This window comes from Paraburkholderia caballeronis (assembly GCF_900104845.1).
GTDB classification, from domain to species: Bacteria; Pseudomonadota; Gammaproteobacteria; order Burkholderiales; family Burkholderiaceae; genus Paraburkholderia; species Paraburkholderia caballeronis.
Window position 1 is genome coordinate 851,337 of record NZ_FNSR01000001.1, and the last position, 25,307, is coordinate 876,643.

23 protein-coding genes are annotated in these 25,307 nt (G+C 68.1%); 11 read left to right on the forward strand and 12 right to left on the reverse strand.

What is annotated here, in order from left to right; all coding sequences use genetic code 11:
- Positions 1 to 20: 20 nt before the first annotated feature.
- The 9 genes from BLV92_RS03760 to BLV92_RS03800 form a co-directional block, all read right to left on the reverse strand.
- Positions 21 to 962, reverse strand: a complete 942-nt coding sequence (locus tag BLV92_RS03760) for a carbohydrate kinase family protein (RefSeq protein ID WP_090542365.1) — start codon at positions 960 to 962, stop codon at positions 21 to 23.
- 115 nt (positions 963 to 1,077) lie between these two features.
- A complete protein-coding gene (tpx, locus tag BLV92_RS03765; RefSeq protein ID WP_090542367.1) occupies positions 1,078 to 1,578 on the reverse strand; it encodes a thiol peroxidase in 501 nt (166 codons plus the stop codon).
- An 88-nt stretch (positions 1,579 to 1,666) separates the two neighbouring features.
- Positions 1,667 to 2,824 carry a zinc-ribbon and DUF3426 domain-containing protein gene (locus tag BLV92_RS03770; protein ID WP_090542370.1) on the reverse strand — a complete coding sequence of 386 codons (1,158 nt, stop codon included), beginning with the start codon at positions 2,822 to 2,824 and terminating at the stop codon, positions 1,667 to 1,669.
- Positions 2,825 to 2,883: 59 nt separating this feature from the next.
- Entirely contained in the window at positions 2,884 to 3,786 is a 903-nt protein-coding gene (prmA, locus tag BLV92_RS03775; protein WP_090542372.1) for a 50S ribosomal protein L11 methyltransferase, read from the reverse strand.
- Between the two features lie 3 nt (positions 3,787 to 3,789).
- Complete coding sequence (accC, locus tag BLV92_RS03780) at positions 3,790 to 5,154, reverse strand: acetyl-CoA carboxylase biotin carboxylase subunit (protein WP_090542374.1); 1,365 nt, start codon at positions 5,152 to 5,154, stop codon at positions 3,790 to 3,792.
- A gap of 145 nt (positions 5,155 to 5,299) precedes the next feature.
- On the reverse strand, positions 5,300 to 5,761 hold the full coding sequence (gene accB / locus BLV92_RS03785; RefSeq protein WP_090542376.1) for an acetyl-CoA carboxylase biotin carboxyl carrier protein: 462 nt from the start codon (positions 5,759 to 5,761) through the stop codon (positions 5,300 to 5,302).
- Between the two features lie 97 nt (positions 5,762 to 5,858).
- Positions 5,859 to 6,314 (reverse strand): type II 3-dehydroquinate dehydratase, encoded by a 456-nt coding sequence (gene aroQ / locus BLV92_RS03790; protein WP_090542378.1) that lies wholly within the window; start codon positions 6,312 to 6,314, stop codon positions 5,859 to 5,861.
- A 195-nt stretch (positions 6,315 to 6,509) separates the two neighbouring features.
- Positions 6,510 to 7,058, reverse strand: a complete 549-nt coding sequence (locus BLV92_RS03795) for a TlpA family protein disulfide reductase (protein ID WP_090542380.1) — start codon at positions 7,056 to 7,058, stop codon at positions 6,510 to 6,512.
- Positions 7,059 to 7,080: 22 nt separating this feature from the next.
- The gene (locus tag BLV92_RS03800; protein WP_090542382.1) at positions 7,081 to 7,725 is read right to left on the reverse strand and encodes a UDP-N-acetylmuramate--alanine ligase; all 645 of its coding nucleotides are present in this window, start codon (positions 7,723 to 7,725) and stop codon (positions 7,081 to 7,083) included.
- Positions 7,726 to 7,897: 172 nt separating this feature from the next.
- Here BLV92_RS03800 and mpl point away from each other — a divergent pair, with 172 nt between their 5' ends.
- From mpl to mtgA, 5 genes are all read left to right on the forward strand, one after another.
- The gene (gene mpl / locus BLV92_RS03805) at positions 7,898 to 9,307 is read left to right on the forward strand and encodes a UDP-N-acetylmuramate:L-alanyl-gamma-D-glutamyl-meso-diaminopimelate ligase (RefSeq protein ID WP_090542385.1); all 1,410 of its coding nucleotides are present in this window, start codon (positions 7,898 to 7,900) and stop codon (positions 9,305 to 9,307) included.
- Positions 9,304 to 9,879 carry a YqiA/YcfP family alpha/beta fold hydrolase gene (locus BLV92_RS03810; RefSeq protein ID WP_090542387.1) on the forward strand — a complete coding sequence of 192 codons (576 nt, stop codon included), beginning with the start codon at positions 9,304 to 9,306 and terminating at the stop codon, positions 9,877 to 9,879. The genes mpl and BLV92_RS03810 overlap by 4 nt, the downstream gene beginning before the upstream one ends.
- A gap of 104 nt (positions 9,880 to 9,983) precedes the next feature.
- Positions 9,984 to 12,134: a ribonuclease catalytic domain-containing protein gene (locus BLV92_RS03815; RefSeq protein ID WP_090542389.1), complete on the forward strand. Its 2,151-nt coding sequence runs from the start codon at positions 9,984 to 9,986 to the stop codon at positions 12,132 to 12,134.
- Positions 12,131 to 12,991: a shikimate dehydrogenase gene (aroE, locus tag BLV92_RS03820; protein WP_090542391.1), complete on the forward strand. Its 861-nt coding sequence runs from the start codon at positions 12,131 to 12,133 to the stop codon at positions 12,989 to 12,991. The genes BLV92_RS03815 and aroE overlap by 4 nt, the downstream gene beginning before the upstream one ends.
- A 32-nt stretch (positions 12,992 to 13,023) precedes the next feature.
- Complete coding sequence (mtgA, locus tag BLV92_RS03825; RefSeq protein WP_090542393.1) at positions 13,024 to 13,746, forward strand: monofunctional biosynthetic peptidoglycan transglycosylase; 723 nt, start codon at positions 13,024 to 13,026, stop codon at positions 13,744 to 13,746.
- Between the two features lie 48 nt (positions 13,747 to 13,794).
- On the opposite strand, the gene queF is transcribed toward mtgA, so the two are convergent.
- The 3 genes from queF to ilvA are packed head-to-tail and all read right to left on the reverse strand — an operon-like array spanning position 13,795 to position 17,109.
- Entirely contained in the window at positions 13,795 to 14,619 is an 825-nt protein-coding gene (queF, locus tag BLV92_RS03830; protein WP_090542395.1) for an NADPH-dependent 7-cyano-7-deazaguanine reductase QueF, read from the reverse strand.
- Positions 14,616 to 15,539 (reverse strand): 5'-nucleotidase, encoded by a 924-nt coding sequence (locus BLV92_RS03835; RefSeq protein ID WP_090542397.1) that lies wholly within the window; start codon positions 15,537 to 15,539, stop codon positions 14,616 to 14,618. The genes queF and BLV92_RS03835 overlap by 4 nt, the downstream gene beginning before the upstream one ends.
- A gap of 28 nt (positions 15,540 to 15,567) precedes the next feature.
- Complete coding sequence (gene ilvA, locus BLV92_RS03840) at positions 15,568 to 17,109, reverse strand: threonine ammonia-lyase, biosynthetic (protein ID WP_373681868.1); 1,542 nt, start codon at positions 17,107 to 17,109, stop codon at positions 15,568 to 15,570.
- Positions 17,110 to 17,711: 602 nt separating this feature from the next.
- Between ilvA and BLV92_RS03845 the strand changes: the two genes are divergently transcribed.
- The 6 genes from BLV92_RS03845 to BLV92_RS03870 all read left to right on the forward strand — a co-directional run bounded on the left by BLV92_RS03845 (position 17,712) and on the right by BLV92_RS03870 (position 25,294).
- Complete coding sequence (locus tag BLV92_RS03845) at positions 17,712 to 21,761, forward strand: DUF3683 domain-containing protein (protein WP_090546805.1); 4,050 nt, start codon at positions 17,712 to 17,714, stop codon at positions 21,759 to 21,761.
- A 51-nt stretch (positions 21,762 to 21,812) separates the two neighbouring features.
- Positions 21,813 to 22,244: an HIT family protein gene (locus tag BLV92_RS03850; RefSeq protein ID WP_090542401.1), complete on the forward strand. Its 432-nt coding sequence runs from the start codon at positions 21,813 to 21,815 to the stop codon at positions 22,242 to 22,244.
- A 10-nt stretch (positions 22,245 to 22,254) separates the two neighbouring features.
- A complete protein-coding gene (locus tag BLV92_RS03855) occupies positions 22,255 to 22,668 on the forward strand; it encodes a gamma-butyrobetaine hydroxylase family protein (protein WP_090542403.1) in 414 nt (137 codons plus the stop codon).
- An 82-nt stretch (positions 22,669 to 22,750) separates the two neighbouring features.
- Positions 22,751 to 23,482, forward strand: coding sequence for a bifunctional demethylmenaquinone methyltransferase/2-methoxy-6-polyprenyl-1,4-benzoquinol methylase UbiE (ubiE, locus tag BLV92_RS03860; RefSeq protein ID WP_090542405.1), 732 nt, complete (start codon positions 22,751 to 22,753; stop codon positions 23,480 to 23,482).
- 36 nt (positions 23,483 to 23,518) lie between these two features.
- Positions 23,519 to 24,538, forward strand: coding sequence for a Tim44 domain-containing protein (locus tag BLV92_RS03865; RefSeq protein ID WP_090542407.1), 1,020 nt, complete (start codon positions 23,519 to 23,521; stop codon positions 24,536 to 24,538).
- A 129-nt stretch (positions 24,539 to 24,667) separates the two neighbouring features.
- Positions 24,668 to 25,294 carry a ubiquinone biosynthesis accessory factor UbiJ gene (locus BLV92_RS03870; RefSeq protein ID WP_090542408.1) on the forward strand — a complete coding sequence of 209 codons (627 nt, stop codon included), beginning with the start codon at positions 24,668 to 24,670 and terminating at the stop codon, positions 25,292 to 25,294.
- The last annotated feature ends 13 nt before the right edge of the window (positions 25,295 to 25,307 follow it).

Consider the following 25,307-nt stretch of genomic DNA (forward strand, 5'->3'; position numbering starts at 1 on the left):
CTCCCCGTGGAGCGCCCCGTTCAGGCCGGCAGGTCGTAACCGAATGCCTGCCTGAACCGTTCGTTGATCTGCGCGCGCGTCGGCGCATAGTTCTGCGGGCCTTGATGCTCGATCTTCAGCGCACCCATCAGGTTCGCGAGACGTCCCGCGGTGCCCCAGTCGTAGCCGTTCTCGATGCCGTACAGCAGTCCGCCGCGGAACGCATCGCCGCAGCCGGTCGGATCGAGCACGCGTTCAGCGGCCACCGGAGGAATCTCCTCGATGCCGTTGCCGTGATAAATCTGGGAACCGTGCTCGCCGCGCGTGACGATCAGCGCGTCGACGCGGCTTGCGACTTCTTCGAGCGACCAGCCGGTGCGATGGCTGACAAGGCTTGCTTCGTAATCGTTGACAGCGACGTAGGTGGCAAGTTCAATCGCTTGCCGCAGCGACGGGCCGTCGAACAGCGGCAGCCCCTGGCCCGGATCGAAGATGAACGGCACGCCGGCCTTCGCGAACTGCTCGACGTGCTGAACCATTCCGTCGAAGCCGTCCGGCGCGACGATGCCGAGCTTGATGCCGGCCGCTTCGTCCGCGCGGTTCAGATGCGACTGCATCATCGCGCCCGGATGGAACGCGGTGATCTGGTTGTTCTCCAGGTCGGTCGTGATCATTGCCTGCGCGGACCACGTGTCCGGCAGCACGCGCACGTGTTCTTTCGACAGGCCGAGCCCGTCGAGGCGGTCGAGGTACGGCTGCGCGTCGGCGGCGCCGAGGGTCGCCATGATGCGTGCGTCGCCGCCGAGCAGATGCAGCGAGTACGCGATGTTGCCCGCGCAGCCGCCGAACTCGCGGCGCATCGTCGGCACGAGGAAGCTCACGTTCAGGATGTGCACCTGCTCGGGCAGGATGTGTTCCCGAAAGCGGCCTTCGAAGGTCATGATGTTGTCGTAGGCGAGCGAGCCGCAGATCAGCGTAGCCAAGGCTGGAATTCCTGTAGGGCGTGAAAGGGAAGCCGGCCCGCGCGCAGCGCGGGCACCAGGCAGCGAGCGCCGCGCGCCGCACGAGGCGGATGTGCGCGGCCCCCGGCGTTCGACGTTACTTCAGCGCGGCGAGCGCCGCGTCGTAGTTCGGTTCGTTCTTGATTTCGCTCACGCGCTCGGCGTGGACGACGTTGTCGTTCGCGTCGATCACGACCACGGCGCGCGCGGTCAGGCCGGCGAGCGGGCCGCTCGTCACGTCGACGCCGTAGGCGTTCGCGAAGTCGTGGCCGCGGAACGTCGATGCGGTGACGACGTTGTCGATGCCTTCGGTCGTGCAGAAGCGCGACGCGGCGAACGGCAGGTCGCCGGACACGACGATCACGACCGTGTTGTCGAGCTTGCCGGCGGCTTCGTTGAACTTGCGCGTGGACGTTGCGCAGACCGGCGTGTCGAGGCTCGGCACGATGTTGAGCACCTTGCGCTTGCCGGCGAAGTCGGCGAGCGAGACCGGCTTCAGATCCTTGCCGACCAGCGAAAATTCGGGCGCCTTCTGGCCGACGGACGGGAAGGCGCCCGCGACGTCGATCGGGTTACCGCCCAGCGTGACTTGACTCATGATGTGCTCTCCGGAAATGCATGTCGTTGTGAAAATCGCGTCCGGCGACGCCGGACGCTGCGAACGCGGGCAGGCGCGACGCGCCTGCTTACGGGTAGAAAACCTCGATGCGGAAGTTCGACGCGACGACGTTGCCGGTGTCGAGCCGGACGATCATCGTCTGCGTCGAGCGCGCGGGCAGCCCGGCGTCGATCCGGGTGCCGGGCGGCACGTAGTCCTGCGGCCACAGCACGCGCCGCACGACCACGTTGTTCTGACGGTCGAGCAGCGTCAGCTCGATCGCCGGATACGCGAGCGCGACGTTGAAGTGATTGCGCAGCGGCATCTTCAGTTCGAGGTGATGCGGGTCGTCGACCTGGCGCAGGTCGGACGGCTCGACCTGGAGCCCGTCGATGTCGCGCGGCGGCAGCACGCGGCAGCCGATCTTCGCGCAGGCCTGTTCGTACAGCGGCTGCGACGCCGGCCAGTAGACCATCACCGTTTCGCGCAGCCACCATGCGGCCTGCGCGGCGAGGAGCGCGAGCAGCAGCAGCGCGACGAGCGCGCCGACGATACGCCAGCCGGTGCGGCGCGGCTTGCGCGCGGGCGCTTCGCGGGTCATCGCGAACGGCGCTTCGCCGTCGGACGGCGGCAGGTCGGCGAACGTCGAGCCGGCGCCGCCGCCCGCGGCCGCTGCGGGCGACAGATGCGGTTCGGCCGCGTCGGGCTCCGGCGCGGGTATTTCGTTCGACGAAAGGGTGGGCTCGGCCGGTTCCGGCTCGACGCGCGACCAGCGCGTCGTCGGCGGCAGTTCTGCGGCTTCGGCGGAAAGCTGGGGCTCGGCCGGCCCGGCCGATACCTGCGGCGTGACGCCGGGTGCGATCGACGGTTGCGGCAGGTGATCGCCGCTGTAGCGAGGCGACGTATCGGCGGGTCTATCGCCGTGCGGCGCCCATGCGTTCCACGACGGATTCGAGAAATTCGGCGCGCCCGCCGCAACAGGAGGCGTGACGGCAGGCGATGCGGATGGGGGAGGCGACGGCTCCGTCGCGGCTGCGGCCGCCGACGTCAGGCTCGCGGCCACTCCGGCGGCCACCGGCGACGCCTGCGAGAAGTCGCCGCCGGCCGGCACGTCGAACAGGCTTCCCGACGCATCGAACGCTTCCTGGCAGTGTCCGCAACGCACGAGACCATGACGGGCCGCAAGCTGCTGCGGCTGGATCCGGAAGACGGTTTCGCAGAAGGGACAGCGCGTCGCAAGGAGCATGTGGGCGCGGATATGGACAGATCCGTGAGGTTGGCGATACCCGCCATTCTACTGGCAATCTACGGCTGGTCGCGCCGCGTGCCGGCGAGGCACACCCAGCCTTCGTGCTCCTTCCACACTGCGATGTCGATCCAGCGCTCGTACGCGCGTGCGACGTCTTCGGCCTGGCGCGCGAGGATGCCGGACAGCGCGAGGCGTCCGCCCGGCTTCACGCGCGAGCTGAGCATCGACGCCATCAGCTTCAGCGGATTCGACAGGATGTTCGCGACGACGATGTCGAACGTGCCTTCCGGGCAGTCGTCCGGCAGCCCGTACGCGACGTCGGCGCGGTTGCGCTCGCTGTTGTGCCGCGCGGACTCGACCGCCTGCGGATCGATGTCGATGCCGATGACCGGATTCGCGCCGCACTTCTTCGCGAGGATCGCGAGGATGCCCGACCCGCAGCCGTAGTCGAGCACCGACTGGCCCGGCTGCACGTTCTGTTCGAGCCATTCCATGCAGAGCCGCGTGGTCGGATGGCTGCCGGTGCCGAACGCGAGGCCCGGATCGAGTTCGAGCACGAGCGCGTCCGGATCGGGCGCGTCGTGCCACGACGGCACGACCCAGATGCGCTGGCCGATCTGGATCGGATCGAACTGCGACTGCGTGAGCCGCACCCAGTCCTGTTCCTCGACTTCGCGCAGCGCGAAGACCGGCGTGCCGGCGAGGCCCAGTTCGTTCGCGGCCGCCGCGAGCAGCACCGCCGGGTCCTGGTCGGCGCCGATCAGCGCGATCACGCGCGAGTGCTGCCATGCGGTGCGCCCGGGCGTGAGGCCCGGTTCGCCGAAGAGGGGCTGTTCGTCGGGCGTGTCCGCGTCGGCGTCCTCGACGGACACCGACAGCGCGCCGAGTTCGAGCAGCGCATCGGACAGTGCTTCCGCGCGCTCGCGCGTAAGTTCGACGATCAGTTCGCGATAGCTCATGAATTACGCTTCTTCGGTGACCTTCTGGCGCGCCGCGAGGCGGTTTTCGAGGTAGTGGATGCTGGTGCCGCCTTCGACGAACTTCGCGTCGAGCATCAGCTCGCGGTGCAGCGGGATGTTCGTCAGGATCCCTTCGACGACCATCTCCGACAGCGCGATCCGCATCCGGCGGATCGCCTGGTCGCGCGTCGCGCCGTAGGTGATCAGCTTGCCGATCATCGAATCATAGTTCGGCGGCACGAAGTAGCCGTTGTACGCGTGCGAGTCGACGCGCACGCCGGGGCCGCCCGGCATGTGCCACGACGTCAGCCGGCCCGGCGACGGCGTGAACTTGAACGGGTCTTCCGCGTTGATCCGGCATTCGATCGCATGGCCCTTCAGCTGGATGTCGCGCTGGCGGAACGCGAGCTTCTCGCCGGCCGCGATGCGGATCTGCTCCTGCACGATGTCGATGCCGGTGATCAGTTCGGTGACCGGGTGTTCGACCTGCACGCGCGTGTTCATCTCGATGAAGTAGAACTCGCCGTTCTCGTACAGGAATTCGAACGTGCCCGCGCCGAGGTAGCCCATCTTCTTGCACGCGTCCGCGCAGCGGTCGCCGATGCGGTCGAGCAGGCGGCGCGCGATGCCCGGCGCCGGCGCTTCCTCGATCACCTTCTGGTGGCGGCGCTGCATCGAGCAGTCGCGCTCGCCGAGCCACACGGCGTTCTTGAACGAGTCCGCGAGGATCTGGATTTCGATGTGGCGCGGGTTCTCCAGATACTTTTCCATGTACACCTGCGGGTTGCCGAACGCACGGCCGGCTTCCTCGCGGGTCATGTTCACCGCGTTCACGAGCGCCGCCTCGGTGTGCACGACGCGCATCCCGCGTCCGCCGCCGCCGCCGGCCGCCTTGATGATGACCGGATAGCCGATCGCGCGCGCGATCTTCACGATCTCCTTCGGGTCGTCGGGCAGCGCGCCTTCGGAACCGGGCACGCACGGCACGCCGGTCTTGATCATCGTCTGCTTCGCGGTGACCTTGTCGCCCATCATCCGGATCGTTTCCGGGCGCGGGCCGATGAACACGAAGCCCGACTGCTCGACGCGCTCGGCGAAGTCCGCGTTCTCGGACAGGAAGCCGTAGCCGGGGTGGATCGCCTCGGCGTCGGTGACTTCCGCCGCGCTGATCAGCGCGGGCATGTTCAGGTACGAAAGGTTCGACGGCGCCGGTCCGATGCAGACGGCTTCGTCGGCGAGCTTCACGTACTTCGCTTCCTTGTCGGCTTCCGAATAGACGACGACCGTCTTGACGCCTAGCTCGCGGCACGCGCGCTGGATGCGGAGCGCGATTTCGCCACGGTTGGCGATGAGGATTTTTTCAAACATAGCGGGTATTCGACTCATCAGTGGGCGCCGTGGGCGGCTGCCGCAGGGGCCACAGGGATCGGGGTCGGGTGCGCGTCGGGCGTGTCGCGGCGGGGTGCGCCGCGCGCGGCACCGGAGTGCCGCCGCGCCGGCTCGCGCAGCCGGATCAGGCGATCACGAAGAGCGGCTGGCCGTATTCGACTGCCTGGCCGTTCTCGACGAGGATTTCCTTGATGACGCCGGCGAAGTCCGATTCGATCTCGTTCAACAGCTTCATCGCTTCGATGATGCACAGCGTCTGGCCTTCCTTCACCGTGTCGCCGACCTGCGCGAACGGGTCCGCGCCCGGCGACGGCGAGCGGTAGAACGTGCCGACCATCGGCGACGTCACCACGTGGCCCTGCGGAGCGGCCGGCGCCGGCGCGGCCGGTGCGGCGGCTTCCGGCGCACCGCCGAACGCGGGCGGCGCGCTGGCCGGCGCCGCGTATTGCGCGGCGGGCGACTGCACGTAAACCGGCGGCGCGTTCTTCACGATGCGCACCTTGCCTTCGCCCTCGGTGACTTCGAGTTCCGAGATGCCCGACTCCGAGACGAGATCGATCAGAGTCTTCAGCTTACGTAGATCCATTGTGCAGCCCCTTTCAATGCGTGAAGTGCCGGCGGACGCGTTGCGCCGGCACGGGATTGGTGTTGTCTGTCAGTCGCGGATCGTCATCCGGCGCGCGTCAGCCCCGGGCGCCGGATGCGGCGAGCCGGTCGAGCGCGTATTCCAGCGCGTACAGATAACCCTTCCAGCCGAGGCCGCAGATCACGCCTTCGGCCTGGTCGGAAAGGTACGAGTGGTGCCGGAATGGCTCGCGGCGATGCACGTTCGACAGGTGAATCTCGACGAACGGAATGCCGACTCCGGCCAGCGCGTCCCGGATCGCGACGCTCGTGTGCGTGTACGCGGCCGGATTGATCAGGATGAAGTCGGTCTTTTCGTCGCGCGCCGCCTGGATGCGATCGACCAGCGCGCCTTCGTGGTTGCTCTGGAAGGTCGCCAGTTCGACGCCCGCGTCCACGGCCCGGTCGGCCAGCGCCTGATCGATCTGCGGCAGCGTCACGCGCCCATAGACCTCCGGTTCCCGGGTGCCGAGAAGGTTGAGGTTGGGGCCGTGCAGAACCAGCAGTCGCGTCATGGTCGACAGGTTTTCCGTGGAAATGCGCGAACTTTAGCGCCGATTAGAGAAATTTGTCTAGTTTTCCCGGTGGGTTGGGCCGCTTTCGCCGTCGGGTGCGGGGGTGCGCTTTCGCGATCTCCAGTCAAAAGCGCATAAAACCATGGCAAAAACTGCCGTTCGGCGTGCAAGCTCAGGTCAAATGTTCCACTGCGGTCACAGCGCATCGAGCGTGTGGCGCAGCTCGTCCGGCTTGACTTGCCCTAATTTTGTCGAGCGAACGGCGCCTTTGGCGTCGATCACGACGGTGAACGGCAGGCCGCCCGCGTTGTTGCCGAACGCGCGCGCGATGTCCGCGCCGCCGAAGCCGGCGATGTACACCGGGTAATCGACCTTCACCTTTTGCAGGAACGCTTTCACGTTCGCGGCCGAATCGACGCCGAGGCCGACGAACTGGATGCCCTTTTTCGCGTACTCGCGCTGGAGCGCGGAAAGTTCCGGCATCTCCTGCACGCACGGGCCGCACCACGACGCCCAGAAATTCACGACGATCGGCCGGCCCTTGTACGGCGCGAGCGACTGCGGCTTGCCGTCCGCGTTCGTGACGGCCGCCGTCCACAACTGGCCGACCGCGTCCGGCTGCACGGCCGCCGACGCGGCGTGCGCCGTGCCGGACAGGCCGGTCGGGAGAAGTCCGGCGAGCGCGCTGGCGCCGGCCGCGACCGCCGCCACCGTGGCGGCGGCGAGAATCCGCTGTCTGTTCATCGCTGCTTGTGTTCTTCGTGGGTCAGTTGGGGGAGGAGGTCGCGCCGTTCTCGTCGAGCAGCGCCTGCAACGCCTGCAGGTTCGCGCGCGACACCCGGCCCCGCCCGTCCGCGCGGACCGCGCCGCGCAGATCGTCGGTATCGTACAGCGCGACGTGGATGCCGACCGGCTCGTCGTCGCGCGACGCTCTCCACAGGAAGCTCAGTGTCTCGACGTAGCCGCGCGCCGCGAAGTGGCGCGTCTCGGACACGTCGTACTGCACGTTCGCGTTCAGCAGATAGATCGCCACTTCCTTCGGGTTGTCGCAAAAGCTCTGCAAATGGATGTCCGAATGCTCGCCGGCCGTGCCGTTCAGCACCGCGCCGGTCAGATACGGACTGAACGCTTCGAGCCGCCGCATCCAGTCGAGCGCGATCTCGCGCAGCCGCCGCAGCACCGCCGGCTGGCTTTCGCCCTGAAACAGGGCCTGATATTCGCGGATTTCCTCCTCGATCTGGTCGTTGTCCGGCAACCAGGCGCCTTCGACGCGGGCCTCCCCGACGACCTGTCGCGCAGCCTTGCGCTTGGCTGTCGAGTAATCGAGCCCATCCTCGGCAATCATCCGCGCGGCCGCGATGGCGATTTCCTCGCGCACGCGCTGCGGATCGAAATGTGATCTGCGAACCATCCGGCAATCATACTAGAGAACCGCCCGCGCCCCTGGCGGCGCCGGGGCGGCGGCCCGAAAACCGCGGGAGCGTCGGGTACAATGACGGTCTTTGCTCAGGCGGCGAACGGCCGCCGTCCTGCATTTCCCTTCCCAACCCGGATTCACGACGCCCGCGCGGCGCGACAGGCTTATGCACATCCATATCCTCGGCATCTGCGGCACGTTCATGGGCGGTCTCGCCGTGCTCGCGCGCAGCGCGGGCCACACGGTGACCGGCTGCGACGCCGGCGTGTACCCGCCGATGAGCACGCAGCTCGAAGCGCAGGGGATCCGGCTGATCGAAGGCTACGACGCGAGCCAGCTGGACCTGAAGCCGGATCTGTTCGTGATCGGCAACGTCGTCACGCGCGGCAACCCGCTGATGGAGGCGATCCTCGACCGCGGTCTGCCGTACGTGTCCGGTCCGCAATGGCTCGGCGAGCACGTGCTCGCGGACAAGTGGGTGCTCGCGGTCGCCGGCACGCATGGCAAGACGACCACCACGTCGATGCTCACGTGGCTGCTGGAGGACGCGGGGCTGAACCCCGGTTTCCTGATCGGCGGCGTGCCGCTGAACTTCGGCGTGTCCGCGCGGCTGACCGATTCGAGCTTCTTCGTGATCGAGGCGGACGAGTACGACACCGCGTTCTTCGACAAGCGGTCGAAGTTCGTCCATTACCGGCCGCGCACCGCGATCCTGAACAACCTCGAATTCGATCACGCGGACATCTTCCCCGATCTCGCCGCGATCGAAACGCAGTTCCATCACCTTGTGCGCACGATTGCCGGCGTCGGCCGGATCGTCACGAACGGCCGCTCGGATGCGCTCGAACGCGTGCTCGCGCGCGGCTGCTGGAGCGAGGTCGAGCGCTTCGGCGTCGACGGCGGCTGGCTGGCGCTGCCCGCCGAAAGCGGCGTGCCGGTGGACGAACGGTTCGCGGTCTATCACGACAGCGAACGCGTCGGCGTCGTGGACTGGCAGATTCAGGGCGAGCACAACCGGCTGAACGCGCTCGCGGCGATCGCCGCCGCGCGCCACGTCGGCGTGCCGCCGGCGCAGGCCGCGCAGTCGCTCGCGACGTTCCGCAACGTGAAGCGGCGGATGGAAGTGCGCGGCAGCGTCGACGGCGTGACGGTGTACGACGACTTCGCGCACCATCCGACCGCGATCGACACGACGATCGCCGGGCTGCGCGCGCGCGTCGGCCGCGACAACACGCGGATTCTCGCGGTGCTGGAGCCGCGCTCGAACACGATGAAGCTCGGCGTGATGAAGGCGCAGTTGCCGGCCAGCCTCGCGGATGCCGACCTCGTGTTCGGCTACGGCGCGTTGCACGGCCGCGACGCGCTCGGCTGGGACCTCGCGGCGGCGCTCGCGCCGCTCGGCGCGAAGGCGCACGCGTTCCACGAGATCGACGCGCTGGTGAAGGCGGTCGCCGCCGCCGCGCAGCCGGGCGACCAGGTGCTCGTGATGAGCAACGGCGGGTTCGGCGGCATCCACCAGAAGCTGCTCGACGCGTTGTCCGCGCGCGGCGTCGCGGCGGCGCGGAGCGGCACGTGATTCTCTACCTGCACGGCTTCCGGTCGTCGCCGCAGTCGTTCAAGGCGCGGCTGCTCGCGGCGCGCCTCGTCGAACTCGGCCGCGAACGCGAGTGGTGCTGCCCGACGCTGCCGGTGTCGCCGGCCGACGCGGTCGCGCTCGCGGAACGCGAAGTCGAACGCGCGGCGCAGCCGGGCGAGCGCGTGACGGTGATCGGCAGTTCGCTCGGCGGCTATTTCGCGACGTATCTCGCGGAGCGGCACAACTGGCGCGCGGTGCTGCTGAACCCGGCGGTGGTGCCGGACCGCGACCTGAGCGGCTACCTCGGCGAGCAGCCGCTATGGCACGGCGGCGGCAGCATCGTCGTCGAGCCGCGTCATCTGGACGAGCTGCGCGCGCTGAACGTCGCGTCGGTCACGCAGCCCGAACGCTATTATCTGTTTGCCGCGACCGGCGACGAGGTGCTCGACTACCGCGAAATGCTCGCGCGTTATCCGGGCGTGCGCACGCGGCTGATCGAAGGCAGCGACCATGGCATCAGCGAATTCGCCGACTACGTCGACGACGTGATCGCATTCTGCGACGCGCGCTGACGTGGCCGGCCGCGCCGCACCCTGGGCGTGCGGCGCCTCTATATGTATACAGCGCCGCCGCGGGCAGCAGCCGCGGCGGTCGCGAGTCTGAACGAGAGTATTGAGTGAACGTCTTCTTTGAGGAATCGGGCAGTTTCAAGGCCGGCAGCGTGCTGTCGCGCCAGGGCGATGCGTTTCAGGTCGAGTTGCCGGGCGGACGCCGCGCGAAGGTGCGCGCGAAGGACGTGCTGATCGAATTCGACAATCCGGCCGCGGGCGCATTGATGGAGCAGGCGGACGCCGCCGCGCAGGAGATCGACCTCGACTTCCTGTGGGAATGCGCGCCGCCCGACGAGTTCGCGTTTACGGCGCTCGCGGACGAATATTTCGGTTCGGGTTACGGCCCGGTCGAGCGCGCGGCGCTGGTGCTGCGGCTGCACGGCTCGCCGGTGTACTTCCGCCGCAAGGGGCGCGGCCAGTATCAGCGCGCGCCGGAAGAGCAGTTGAAAATGGCGCTCGCGTCGCTGGAGCGCAAGCGCCAGCAGGCGATCGTGCAGGCCGGCTACGAGGACGAGCTGAAGGCGGGCAAGCTGCCGGCCGCGTTCGAGGGCAAGGCGCTCGGGCTGCTGACGCGGCCCGACAAGAATTCGATCGAATACAAGGCGCTCGAAGCGGCGGCCGCCGCGCGCGGCATCTCGACCGCGCGGCTGATGCTCGAATGCGGCGGCATCGCGTCGCCGCGCGCGCTGCACGAGGCGCGTTTCCTCGCCGAATTCTTCCCGCACGGCACCGGCTTCCCGCCGGTCGAGGTCGGTCCGCTGCCCGACGATCTGCCGGATGCGGACGCGAACGTCGAGGCGTTCTCGATCGACGACGTGACGACCACCGAAATCGACGACGCGTTCTCGGTCGAGCATCTGGCGGACGGCCGCGTGCGGATCGGCATCCACATCGCGGCGCCCGCGCTCGGCATCGCGCGCGGCGACACGGCCGACACGGTCGCGCGCGCGCGCCTGTCGACGGTCTACATGCCGGGCGACAAGATCACGATGCTGCCGGACGACTTCGTCGACGCGTTCACGCTGAAGGAGGGCGGGATGCGGCCGGCGCTGTCGCTGTACAGCATCGTCAATCGCGACACGCAGGAAATCGTCGCGACCGAGACGCGCGCGGAACGCGTGTTCGTGAAGAGCAATCTGCGGCACAACACGCTCGACGAGATCGTCAACGAGGAAACGCTCGCGGCCGGCACCGGCGAGTATCCGCACAAGGCGGACATCGCGGTGCTGTGGCCGTTCGCGCAGGCGCTGTTCGAGAAGCGCCAGCAGGCGCGCGCCGGTTACGGGCTGCGCCGCGAGGTGCAGCGCAACACCGACTTCAATTTCTACGTCGAAGGCGAGCACGTGACGATCACGCCGCGCCGGCGCGGCTCGCCGCTCGACCTGATCGTCGCGGAACTCGCGATCCTCGCGAACTCGACGTGGGGCGCGCTGCTGAACGATCACGGCGTGCCCGGCATCTACCGGTCGCAGCGCGCGTTCGGCGCGCCGGGCGGCCCGAAGCGCACGCGGATGCAGACCACCGCCGCGCCGCACGAGGGCCTGGGCGTCGCGCAGTATGCGTGGAGCACGTCGCCGCTGCGCCGCTACGTCGATCTGGTCAACCAGTGGCAACTGCTCGCGTGCGTGCAGCACGGCGTCGCCGCGAAGCTCGTCGCGCCGTTCAAGCCGAAGGACGCGGACCTGTTCGCGGTCGTGCAGGGCTTCGACGAGACGTACACCGCGTATGCGGACCACCAGCGGCGGATGGAGTACTTCTGGTGCCTGCGCTGGCTGCAGCAGGAGAACCGCCGCCAGTTCGCGGCGACCGTCGTGAAGGACGACCTCGTGCGCTTCGAGGAAGTGCCGCTGCTGATGCACGTGCCGGGGCTCGGCGTGCATGCGCGCGGCACGCGCGTGCTGCTCGAACTGATGTCGGTCGACGAGCTGACGATCGAGGCGTCGGTGCGGATGCTGCACGTGCTCGACGCGCCGACCGTGACGAGCGGCGCGGAAGCGGGCGATGAAGGCGACGACGCGGGCGACGACGAAGAACTGATCGAGGCGTCGGACGAGTCGGCCGAGAGCGAGGCCGAGGCGCTCGCGGAGGCCGGCGAGGCAGGCGAGACCGAAGCCGGCGAGACCGAAGCCGGCGGGAACGAACCGGAAAACGGGCCAGGCGAGGACGGTGAATCCGCCGAGCCGGCGACGCACCACGCGGCGGGGTCGCGCGAATGAGCGCGGCGGATACGGGCGTCGAGCGTTACGCGGTGATCGGCAATCCGGTTGCGCACAGCAAGTCGCCGTCGATCCACGCGCAGTTCGCGCAGCAGACCGACGAGCGGATCGTGTACGACCGCGTGCTTGCGCCGGTCGATGGTTTCGTCGCGGAGGTGCGCGCGTTCGTCGCGAACGGCGGGCGCGGGCTGAACGTGACGGTGCCGTTCAAGCTCGAAGCGCACGCGCTCGCGGACCGGCTGTCGCCGCGCGCGGCGGCGGCGGGCGCGGTGAACACGCTGCGCTTCGACGCGGACGGCATTTTCGGCGACAACACGGACGGCTTCGGGCTCGTGCGCGACATCGAAGCGAATCTCGGCGTTACGCTGCGCGGCGCGCGGGTGCTGCTGCTCGGCGCGGGCGGCGCGGCGCGCGGCGTCGTGTTGCCGATGCTGGAGCGCGGCCCGCGCGAACTGACGATCGTGAACCGCACGGCCGCGAAGGCCGACGCGCTGGTCGCGCAGTTCGCGGAGGCCGCGCGCGCCGCCGGCTGCGCACTGAACGGCGGCGGCCCGCAGGCCGTCGAGCCGCGGCCTTACGACGTGATCGTCAACGCGACCGCCGGCAGTCTCGACGCGGCGCTGCCGGACTGCGACGAGCGCGCGTTCGGCGCGGGCACGCTCGCGTACGACATGATGTACGGCGCGCAGCCGACCGTGTTCATGCGCCACGCGCAGTCGCTCGGCGCGCGCGCGGCGGACGGCCTCGGGATGCTGGTCGAGCAGGCCGCCGAATCGTTTTACGTGTGGCGCGGCGTGCGGCCCGACAGCGCGCCGGTGCTGGCCGCGCTGCGCGCCCAACTGGCCGCGCAGACGTAGCGGCGCGCGTTCCCGAACGGAGACCGGCGACGATGCCCGCAACGAGACGCGCGCGTTCCCCTGGCTTCGGCCGCTGGCTCGGGTACGCGGGCGCCGTGTTCGCGACCGCGTGGCTCGCGACGCAACTGTTCTACTTCGCGCAGATCGCCGCGTGGAACGTCGTGAATCCGCGTTCGACCGCGTTCATGCGCTCGGACGCGGCGCGGCTCGCGCGCGAGCGGCCGGACCTCGCGATCCAGCGCACGTGGGTGCCGTACGACCAGATTTCGCGCAACCTGAAGCGCGCGATCATCGCGTCCGAGGACGCGAACTTCGCGAACAACAGCGGCTACGAAACCGATGCGATCCTGCAGGCGTGGGAGCGCAACCGTGCGCGCGGGCATATCGTGCGCGGCGGTTCGACGATCACGCAGCAACTCGCGCGCAACCTGTTCCTGTCGCGCGAACGCAGCTACATCCGCAAGGCGCAGGAACTGATCATCACGTGGATGCTGGAGACGCTGCTCGACAAGGAGCGCATCTTCGAGATCTATCTGAACTCGGTCGAGTGGGGGAATGGCGTGTATGGCGCCGAGGCCGCCGCGCGCTACTACTTCCATACGCCGGCCGCGAAACTCAGCGCGGGCCAGGCGGCGCGGCTCGCGGTGATGCTGCCGCAGCCGCGCTATTTCGACGAGCATCGCGGCTCGCCGTATCTCGCGCAGCGCGCGGCGGTGATCGCACGGCGGATGGGGGCGGCGGAACTGCCGCAGTAGGTCGGCCGGCTCGCGCCACCGTCAACACAAACGCAAACGCGTCGCCCGTTACTGCCGCGCGAGCCGCGCGTTATCCGGCATCGGCAGGTTGTAGTTGGTGCGGAACGGGTTGATGTCGAGGCCGCCGCGCCGCGTATAACGCGCATAGACCGCGAGCTTGATCGGCTTGCACGCGTGCAGGATGTCGACGAACATCCGCTCCGCGCACTGTTCGTGAAAGCCGGTGTGGTTGCGATACGAGATGATGTAGCGCAGCAGCCCTGCGTGGTCGATCTGCGGCCCCACGTAGTGAATCTGCACGCTGCCCCAGTCCGGCTGGCCGGTGACCGGGCAGTTCGATTTCAGCAGGTTCGAATACAGCGTCTCTTCGACCGGCGCTTCGTCGAACGTCGCCTTCAGCAGCGACGGGTCCGGATGATAGACGTCCGTGTCGAGGTCGAGCCGGTCGAGCGACAGCCCTTCGAATTCCTCGAACTGAAGCTTGCCGAACGTCGCCGGCTGATCGAGCCGCACCGACACCGACGCGCCGCACGCAGCCGACACGTCGCGCTTCAGCGTCTCGCGGACCACGTCGGCCGATTCGAACGGCGTCTGCGCGAACGAGCCGAGATACAGCTTGAACGACTTCGATTCGACGATGTTCGCCGAATCGGCGGGGATGAAGAATGTCGCGATTGCGATCTGCGGCTTGCCGCGCGCGTTCAGCCACGACAGTTCATACGCGTTCCAGATGTCGGTGCCGAAGAACGGCAACTGCGCGCGGATGCCGATCGCCTCGCGCGCGGCGGCGCGCGGAATCGGAAAGAGCAGCGACGCGTCGTACTGCTCGCTGTAGGCGGCGGGTTTGCCGAGCGGGGATTGTTCGGGAGTCATGATGCGTGTGCTGCGCTGTTTGCTACGTTCGCCACGCCGTTCGCGACGTGCCCGGTCGCGGTGACCGTGCGCGCCGATTCGCAGTGGCGGATCTGGTCGTCGAAGAAAAAGTCGGGTTCGAACTCGCGCAGGAACGGTCCCTTGTCGAGTCCGCCGAGGAACATCGCTTCGTCGATTTCGATGTCCCAGGCCATCAGCGTGCGGATCGCGCGTTCGTGCGCCGGCGCGGAGCGCGCGGTGACGAGCGCGGTGCGGATCCGCATCTGCGCGTTGCGGTCCGCGAGTTTCTGCAACCGGTACAGCGCGTCGAGCAGCGGCCGGAGCGGCCCCGGCGCGAGCGGCAGTTCGCGGTTGTCGCGTTCGTGGCTGATGAACGTTTCGAGGCCGTCGCGCTGGAAGATGACCTCGGCTTCGTCGGAAAACAGCACCGCGTCGCCGTCGAACGCGATGCGGATCTCGTGCGCATTGCGTCCCGCCATTGTCGCCGATTCCGGAAAGACGCGCGCGGCCGGGAAACCGGCGTCGAGCGCGCCGCGCACGTCGTCCTGGTTCGCGGACAGGAACAGCGACGCGTTCAGCGGCTTCAGGTAGCCATAAGGCGGCCGCCCGCGCGTGAACACCCCGCGCTGGATTTCGAGCTGGTGCTCGCGGCACGAGCTGAACGCGCGCAGCCCGCTGATCGGATCGCTGCGCGACAGGATCACGACCTCGACGCGATGCGCGTCCGTGTTCAGCGCGAGCAGCTTGCGGATCAGCGGGAACGCGACGCCCGGCCGGGCCGGCACCTTCAGCCGTTCGCGCTGCAATGCTTCGTACGCGCGCAGGTCGCCGGCCTCGAACACGCGGTTCTCCTCCTCGAAGTCGAACAGCGCGCGCGACGAGATCGCGACGACCAGCTTGTCGGTGAGCGAGACGGGCATGACGGGGCGAAGTCCGGGCGGCGGCGGATCAGCCGAGGAACAGCCGGTACGCCGGGTTGTGCGTCTCTTCCCAGTGCGGATAACCGAGCGTCGCGAGGAAGCGGCGGAACTCCGCGTCCTCGGCGGCCGGCACCTGGATGCCGACGAGGATCGAGCTGTAGTCCGCGCCCTGGTTGCGGTAGTGGAACAGGCTGATGTTCCAGTTCGGCGCCATCGACGACAGGAAGCGCATCAGCGCGCCCGGCCGCTCCGGGAACTCGAAGCGGAACAGGCGTTCGTCGTGCGCGAGCGGCGAGCGGCCGCCGACCATGTAGCGCACGTGCTGCTTCGACAGTTCGTCGCTGGTCAGGTCGGCGGTCGCGAAGCCGTGGGTCTCGAAGGCCTGCGCGATCTGCTGCGACTCGCCGCGATTGCGGATCTGCACGCCGACGAAGAGGTGCGCGCGCTCCGCGTCCGCGATCCGGTAGTTGAACTCGGTGACGCTGCGCGTGCCGACCAGTTCGCAGAAGCGTTTGAAGCTGCCGCGCTCCTCGGGGATCGTCACCGCGAACACGGCTTCGCGCGCCTCGCCGACTTCCGCGCGCTCGGCGACGAAGCGCATCCGGTCGAAGTTCATGTTCGCGCCGGACGTCACCGGGATCAGCGTTTCGTTCTCGATGCCTTCGCGTTCCGCATACTGCTTCGCGCCCGCGACGGCCAATGCGCCGGCCGGCTCCAGCACGCTGCGGGTGTCCTGGAACACGTCCTTGATCGCCGCGCACAGCGCGTCGGTGTCGACGGTCAGCACTTCGTCGAGATACTCCCGGCACAGGCGGAACGTCTCCTCGCCGACCAGCTTGACGGCGGTGCCGTCCGAGAACAGCCCGACCTCGCCCAGTTCGACGCGATGGCCGGCCGCGATCGACTGCGCCATCGCGCACGAATCGTCGGTCTGCACGCCGATCACCTTGATCTCCGGGCGCACCGCTTTCACGTACGCGGCGACGCCGGCCGCGAGCCCGCCGCCGCCGATCGGCACGAAGATCGCGTGAATCGGGGCCTGATGCTGGCTCAGGATTTCCATCGCGACGGTGCCCTGGCCCGCGATCACGTACGGATCGTCGAACGGATGCACGAAGGTGAGTCCGAGTTCCTGCTGCAGCTTGACCGCGTGCGCATACGCGTCGCTGTACGACTCGCCGGCCTGCACGACTTCGACGGTCGGGCCGCCGTGCGCGCGGACCGCGTCGACCTTCACCTGCGGCGTCGTCACCGGCACGCAGATCACCGCCTTCACGCCGAGTTTCGCGGCGGACAGCGCGACGCCCTGTGCGTGATTGCCCGCCGACGCCGTGATCACGCCGCGCGCGAGCGCGTCGGCCGGCAGATGCGCCATCTTGTTGTACGCGCCGCGCACCTTGAACGAGAACACCGGCTGGTTGTCCTCGCGCTTCAGGAAAACCGGGTTGCGCAGACGGGCCGACAGGTTCGGCGCGCGCTCCAGTTCGGTCTCGCGGGCGACGTCGTAGACGCGGGCGGTGAGGATCTTCTTCAGGTAGTCGTCGTGGGAGGCCATGCGGGGACGCTCGATGCGCTTGTCGTACGGGAAAGCGTCAATGATAGCGCCAACGGCGCGCGCTCTGGCCTGATCCGGGGCGCGGAGGCCGGTGTGCCGGCCATTGCCGGCGGGCGGCGAAAGCGTCGGAGCCGCGAGCAGCGGGCCGCCGGTGACCGACCTTCCGGCCGGTCGGCATGATCCCAGTCGACGCTCGCCCGGCGTTTCGCGAATCCACTTGCGAGCGGACCCGTGAGCTCGGCCGAATGCCCCTTTGCGCCGACGGTTTACCGACAGCGCGGGTCCCGATCATGCGTTAAAATCCGCTTTTGGAACAAGGATCGGAAGATGCACTGGCAGCCTCGGACCGCCCATTTGATGCCCGCACGGCGCGAGACCCGCCCTGCGGCGCAGCGGCAAGTCCGCCACGCACGATCGTGTCGCGGAATCTGAGCGCCGGGAAGCCCTCGGCGTGAACCGTGCCGCCGGTCGGGCTTCCCCCACACCTGCGTCCGCATGCAGCGACAAGCGGACCCGAATTCAGCACTGCGCCCCCCACGCGCGCCCGTCAGATGCAGCCGGCGCTCGCCTCGAACGAAAAGAGCGCGCTGCACACTGACCCAAAGAGTCGTCCAAACATGAACGCACCTCAAGTATTCGATCCTCACGGCGCGGCTGCTGCCGTGGCCGCCGATGCCGAACCGCGCCTGCGCGAGATTCCCTATAACTACACGTCGTTTTCCGATCGCGAGATCGTGATCCGCCTGCTGGGCGAGGACGCGTGGACGGTGCTGGCCGAACTGCGCTCGGAACGCCGGACCGGCCGCTCGGCGCGGATGCTGTACGAAGTGCTCGGCGACATCTGGGTCGTGCGCCGCAATCCGTATCTGCAGGACGACCTGCTCGACAACCCGAAGCGCCGCGCGCTGCTGATCGGCGCGCTGAACCACCGGCTCGCGGAAATCGAGAAGCGCCGCCGCGCCGACCTCGTCGCCCACAACGACGGCGCGGGCGTCGATCGCGCGGCGCGCGTCGAGACGCTGGTCGTCGCCGCGCGCCGCGCGGTGGACAGTTTCGCGGCCGAATTCGAGCGGATGGCCGAACTGCGCCGCCGCGCGACCAAGGTGCTCGGCCGCCGCACGCAGAAGGACAACATCCGCTTCGACGGCCTCGCGCGCGTATCGCACGTGACCGACGCGACCGACTGGCGGGTCGAGTATCCGTTCGTCGTGCTGACGCCGGACACCGAAGCGGAGATCGCCGGACTCGTGAAGGCGTGTTTCGAACTCGGGCTCACGGTGATCCCGCGCGGCGGCGGCACCGGCTACACGGGCGGCGCGGTGCCGCTTACGCCGTTCTCGGCCGTCATCAACACCGAGAAGCTCGAACAACTCGGGCCGGTCGAGCTGACCGACCTGCCGGGCGTCGCGCGTCAGGTGCCGACGATCTTCTCGGGCGCGGGCGTCGTCACGCGCCGCGTGACCGAGGCGGCCGAGCACGCGGGTTACGTGTTCGCGGTCGATCCGACGTCGCTCGACGCGTCGTGCATCGGCGGCAACGTCGCGATGAACGCGGGCGGCAAGAAGGCGGTGCTGTGGGGCACCGCGCTCGACAATCTCGCGTGGTGGCGGATGGTCGATCCGGACGGCAACTGGCTCGAAGTCACGCGCCTCGATCACAACCTCGGCAAGATCCACGACATCGAAGTCGCGCGCTTCGAGCTGAAGTGGTTCGACGGCGAGCACGCGCCCGGCGAAAAGCTGCTGCGCACCGAGGCGCTCGACATCGAAGGCCGGCGCTTCCGCAAGGAAGGGCTCGGCAAGGACGTCACGGACAAGTTCCTCGCGGGCCTGCCGGGCGTGCAGAAGGAAGGCTGCGACGGGCTCATCACGTCCGCGCGCTGGGTGCTGCACAAGATGCCCGCGCACACGCGCACCGTCTGCCTCGAATTCTTCGGCCAGGCGCGCGAGGCGATTCCGAGCATCGTCGAGATCAAGGACTATCTGTTCGAAACGTCGAAGCAGGGCGGCGCGATTCTCGCGGGCCTCGAACACCTCGACGAACGTTATCTGCGCGCGGTCGGCTACGCGACGAAGAGCAAGCGCAACGCGTTTCCGAAGATGGTGCTGATCGGCGACATCGTCGGCGACGACGCCGATGCGGTCGCCGCGGCGACGTCCGAAGTCGTGCGGATGGCGAACGGCAAGAGCGGCGAGGGTTTCGTCGCGGTCAGCGCGGAGGCGAGGAAGCGCTTCTGGCTCGACCGCAGCCGCACCGCCGCGATCGCGAAGCATACGAACGCGTTCAAGATCAACGAGGACGTCGTCATTCCGCTCCCCCGGATGGGCGAGTACACGGACGGCATCGAGCGGATCAACATCGAGCTGTCGGTCAAGAACAAGCTGCAACTGGTCGACGCGCTCGAAGCGTTCTTCAAGGCGGGCAAGCTGCCGCTCGGCAAGTCGGACGACGCCAACGAGATTCCGAGCGCGGAACTGCTCGAAGACCGCGTGCAGCAGGCGCTCGACCTGATGACGCGCGTGCGCGAGCGCTGGTCGTTCCTGCGCGACCGGCTCGACATGCCGCTGCGCGAGGCGCAGCACTATCTCGTCACGCTCGGTTACGAGGCGCTCGCGGAAAAGTTCGCGGACCGCGTGGACGCGCAGCCGGACGCGACCGTGTTCCACGTCGCGCAGGACCGCACCGTGCGCGTGTCGTGGAAGCAGGAGATCCGCGCGGAACTGCGGCAGATCTTCAACGGCGGCGAGTTCAAGCCGATCCTCGACGAGGCGCAGGCGATCCACAAGCAGGTGCTGCGCGGCCGCGTGTTCGTCGCGCTGCACATGCACGCGGGCGACGGCAACGTGCACACGAACATCCCGGTCAACTCGGACAACTACGAGATGCTGCAGGATGCGCACAAGGCGGTCGCGCGGATCATGAAGCTCGCGCGCTCGCTCGACGGCGTGATTTCCGGCGAGCACGGGATCGGCATCACGAAGCTCGAATTCCTCACCGAAGACGAGATCGCCGAATTCCGCTCGTACAAGCAGCGCGTCGATCCGCAGGGCCGCTTCAACGCGGGCAAGCTGCTCGAAGGCGCGGACCTGCGCAACGCGTACACGCCGAGCTTCGGGCTGATGGGCTACGAGTCGCTCATCATGCAGCAGTCGGACATCGGCGCGATTGCGAACTCGGTGAAGGACTGCCTGCGCTGCGGCAAGTGCAAGCCGGTCTGCGCGACCCACGTGCCGCGCGCGAACCTGCTGTACAGCCCGCGCAACAAGATCCTCGCGACGTCGCTGCTGGTCGAGGCGTTCCTGTACGAGGAGCAGACGCGCCGCGGCGTGTCGATCAAGCACTGGGACGAGTTCAACGACGTCGCCGACCACTGCACGGTCTGCCACAAGTGCGTGACGCCGTGCCCGGTGAAGATCGACTTCGGCGACGTGACGATGAACATGCGCAACCTGCTGCGCAAGATGGGCAAGAAGAAGTTCAACGCGGGCAACGCGGCCGGCATGTTCTTCCTGAACGCGACGAACCCGCAGACGATCAACCTCGCGCGCACCGCGATGATGGGCGTCGGCTACAAGGCGCAGCGCCTCGGCAACGACCTGCTGAAGAAGGTCGTGAAGAAGCAGACCGCGCGTCCGCCGGCGACGACGGGCCGGCCGCCGGTCGTCGAGCAGGTGATCCACTTCATGAACAAGAAGATGCCGGGCAACCTGCCGAAGAAGACGGCGCGCGCGCTGCTCGACATCGAGGACAACAAGATCGTCCCGATCATCCGCAACCCGAAGACGACGAACGCCGACTCGGAAGCGGTGTTCTACTTCCCGGGCTGTGGCTCGGAGCGGCTGTTCTCGCAGGTCGGCCTCGCGACCCAGGCGATGCTGTGGGAAGCGGGCGTGCAGACGGTGCTGCCGCCGGGCTACCTGTGCTGCGGTTATCCGCAGCGCGGTTCGGGCCAGTACGACAAGGCGGAGAAGATCGTCACCGACAACCGCGTGCTGTTCCACCGCGTCGCGAACACGCTGAACTATCTCGACATCAAGACGGTGGTCGTGTCGTGCGGCACCTGCTACGACCAGCTGGCCGGCTACGAATTCGAGAAGATCTTCCCGGGCTGCCGGATCATCGACATCCACGAGTTCCTGCTGGAGAAGGGCATCAAGCTCGACGGCGTGAGCGGCACGCGCTACATGTACCACGACCCGTGCCACACGCCGATCAAGACCATCGATCCGGTGAAGCTCGTGAACGAGCTGATGGGTTCGGAAAAGGACGGCTACAAAATCGAGAAGAGCGACCGCTGCTGCGGCGAATCGGGCACGCTCGCAGTGACGCGCCCCGATATTTCGACGCAGGTGCGCTTCCGCAAGGAAGAGGAGATCCGCAAGGGCGCGGCGAAACTGCGCGGCATTCCCGTGGGCGGTGTTCCGGCGGGCGGCGCGGACGAAGCGGCAGTCGCGCAGCCAGCGAGCCACGCGAACGGCTCCCCCGACGTGAAGATCCTGACGAGCTGCCCGTCGTGTCTGCAAGGGCTGTCGCGTTACAACGAAGACGCGAACATCGAAGCGGACTACATCGTGGTGGAAATCGCCCGACACGTTCTCGGCGACAACTGGATGGCGGACTACGTCGAACGGGCGAACAATGGCGGGATCGAGCGCGTGCTGGTCTGACGGCTGCGCGCTCGGGTCGCGATAAGGTCGCTATAAGCTACGAGGACGATGATGGGATGCGTATTCTGCAGTGAGGAAGGCGGCGACGTGCTGTGGCAGGACGACCGTCTGCGGGTCGTGCTCGCGACGGCGGAGAACGACTATCCGGGCTTCTGCCGGGTCGTCTGGAACGCGCATATCGCCGAATTCTCGGATCTCGGCGCGGCCGACCGGGAACACGTGATGCGTTCGGTGTACGCGGTCGAGCGCGCGCTGCGCCGCGTGATGCAGCCGGTGAAGGTGAATCTGGCGAGCCTCGGCAACCAGGTGCCGCACGTTCACTGGCACGTGATTCCGCGCTTCACGAACGATGCGCACTTCCCGCTGCCGGTGTGGGCGCCGCGTCAGCGCACGGTGTCGGAGGCGCTGCTGTCGCAGCGGCGCGCACAGGCGACGCTGCTGCGCGACGCGGTGCGTCAGGAAATCGAACAGGCGCTGGCCTGAGGTCAAAAAGATGAGTGGATTGAAAGCCGATACGCCGGTGCCGACCGGCGTCGTGGTGCACGCGCTGTCGCGCGTGCTGGAGTTGCAATATGCGGACGGCCGCAGTTTTCGGGTGCCGTTCGAGCTGATGCGCGTGTATTCGCCGTCGGCGGAGGTGCAGGGCCACGGGCCGGGGCAGGAGACGCTGCAGACCGGCAAGCGCGAGGTGACGATCACCGCGCTCGAAGGCGTCGGCAACTATGCGTTGCAGCCGACGTTCTCCGATGGCCATTCGACCGGCCTTTATTCGTGGGATCTGCTGTACGACCTCGCGACGCGCCAGGACGAACTGTGGGCCGATTACTTCGCGAAGCTGAAGGCGGCCGGCGTCGAGCGCGACGCGCCGATGCCGCCGCCCGCGGCGGCGCACGGCCACTGCCACTGAGCGTTCCTGATACGATCCGGCCTGGCCGCCTTCTGGCGCGCCGCAACATTTCAACGACAAGACCTGCGAAAGGACGAGCGCGATGAGCAAAACCCACTTCGGCTATCAGACAGTCGACGAACAGGAAAAGGCGCAGAAGGTGGCGGGCGTGTTCCACTCCGTCGCTTCGAACTACGACCTGATGAACGACCTGATGTCGGGCGGGCTGCATCGCGCGTGGAAGGCGTTCACGATCGCGCAGGCGAACGTGCGGCCCGGCGCGAAGGTGCTGGACATCGCGGGCGGCACCGGCGACCTGTCGAGCGTCTTCGCGAAGAAGGCGGGGCCGACCGGCGAGGTATGGCACACGGACATCAACGAGTCGATGCTGCGGGTCGGCCGCGACCGGCTGATCGACCGCGGCGTGATCACGCCGGCGCTGCTGTGCGACGCGGAGAAGATTCCGTTTCCGGACAACTACTTCGACGTGGTCACGGTCGCGTTCGGGCTGCGCAACATGACGCACAAGGACGTCGCGCTCGCGGAGATGCGGCGCGTGCTGAAGCCGGGCGGCCGGCTGCTGGTGCTCGAATTCTCGAAGGTGTGGGAGCCGTTGAAGAAGGCTTACGACGTCTATTCGTTCCGCGTGCTGCCGTGGCTCGGCTCGCGCTTCGCGAGCGACGCGGACAGCTACCGCTACCTGGCGGAATCGATCCGGATGCATCCGGACCAGGAAACCCTGAAGACGATGATGGAACAAGCCGGCCTCGACGCCGTGAAATATTACAATTTGTCAGCTGGCGTGGTAGCCTTACACATCGGCACAAAGTATTAGTGTTCCCAACTCTCTGTCTTTAAAGGAATTTCGATCATGTCTGAGCCTCGTGTTAATGCTTCCGGAAAGCTTTCATCGCGGTGGGCCAGACGGATCGGAGTCCTGGCCATCGTCGGTGTCGTCGTTGCCGGCAGTCTCGCGTCGCTCGACGCCGAGGCGCGCCGGATGGGCGGCGGCCGCAGCTTCGGGCGGCAGTCCGCCACCGCCACCCAGCGCAGCACCACTCCGCCGCCCGCGCAGCCGGGTCCGTCGCAGCAGCCGGGCCAGATGCAGCGCGCGCAGCCCAACGGCGCACCCGGCGCGGCGCCGGCCGCCGCCGCATCCGCGCGCTCGCGCTGGCTCGGGCCGATCGCCGGCCTCGCCGCCGGTCTCGGCATCGCGGCGCTGCTGTCGCATTTCGGTCTCGGCGAAGCGTTCGCGGGCGCGATGGCCAACATGATCGTCATCGCGCTGCTCGCGGCGCTCGGGATCTGGCTGATCCGCAAGTTCATGAACCGCCGCCGTCCGGTCGAGGCGTCGTATCAGACCGGCGCGGGCGCCGGCCTGCCGCCTTCTGGCGGGCTGCGCTCCACCGGCTACACGCAGGAGCCGCGCTACACCGCGCCGCCGACCGGCCAGTACCTCGCGCCCGAAGCGAATCCGCTGACGCCGCCGCAGGTGGGCGCGGCGCCGTCGGTGCCCGCGAACTTCGACACCGAGGCGTTCCTGCGCAACGCGAAGGTGTACTTCGTGCGCCTGCAGGCCGCGTGGGACGCCGGCAACATGGACGATATCCGTGAGTTCGCGACGCCGGAAATGTTCGCGGAGATCCGCGTCGATCTGGCCGGTCGCGGTTCGCAGGCGAACCAGACCGACGTGGTGCAGTTGAGCGCCGACCTGCTCGGCGTCGAGGAGCGCGACAACGAGTACCTCGCGAGCGTGCGCTTCGAAGGGCTGATCCGCGAGACGGCGGGCGGCGCGGCGGAGCCGTTCGTCGAGGTGTGGAACCTGTCGAAGTCCCGCCTGACCGGCGAAGGCTGGCTGCTGGCCGGCATCCAGCAGGTCGCGCCGCACTGACCGGTGTCACGCGGCGGCGCGGCACGGGTTCGCTGGCCGGTTGGCCAGCATCTGTGACCGCGCGATCGAACGTTACAATAGGAGCCCGCGCGAGCTTGTGCCCGCGCGGGCTTTCTTATTCCATGTCCGATGACCCTCGCCGCCAAGCCCTTCGCCGCTGCCGTCAATCATCTGCTCGCCCGCGAAACGTGGGCTCGCGAGCGCCTCGCCCCGTATGCCGGCAAGACCGCGCGTCTGTCGTGCCCGCCAGTCGTTCTCACGCTGCTCGTGCAGCCCGACGGTTATCTTGCCGCCGTGGACGCGCATGATGCGCAGCAGGTGGACGTCACGCTGTCGGTGCCGGCCGCCGCGCTGCCGACGTATCTGCAGGGCGGCCAGGCGGCGGTGATGAAGCACGTGAAGATCGAGGGCGACGCGGAGTTCGCGACGACGCTCGGCAAGCTCGCCGAGCATCTGCGCTGGGAGCCGGAAGAGGACCTCGCGCAGCTGATCGGCGACGCGCCGGCGTCGCGGGTCGCGTCGCTCGCGCGCTCGGCGGCGCAGCAGGCGCGCCGCACCGGGCGCAACGTGCTCGACTCGGTGGCCGAGTATCTGCTCGACGAGAATCCGCAACTGGTTCGGCGCACGGAACTCGACGGCTTCAACGCGGAGCTGTCGCGCGCGCGCGATGCGCTGGCGCGCGTCGAAAAGCGCGTGGAGCGCATCGAACAGACATTACAAGCCCGTGGCGGCGCGCGTTCGCGCAGCACGCGCTAGTCAACGGGCCTTA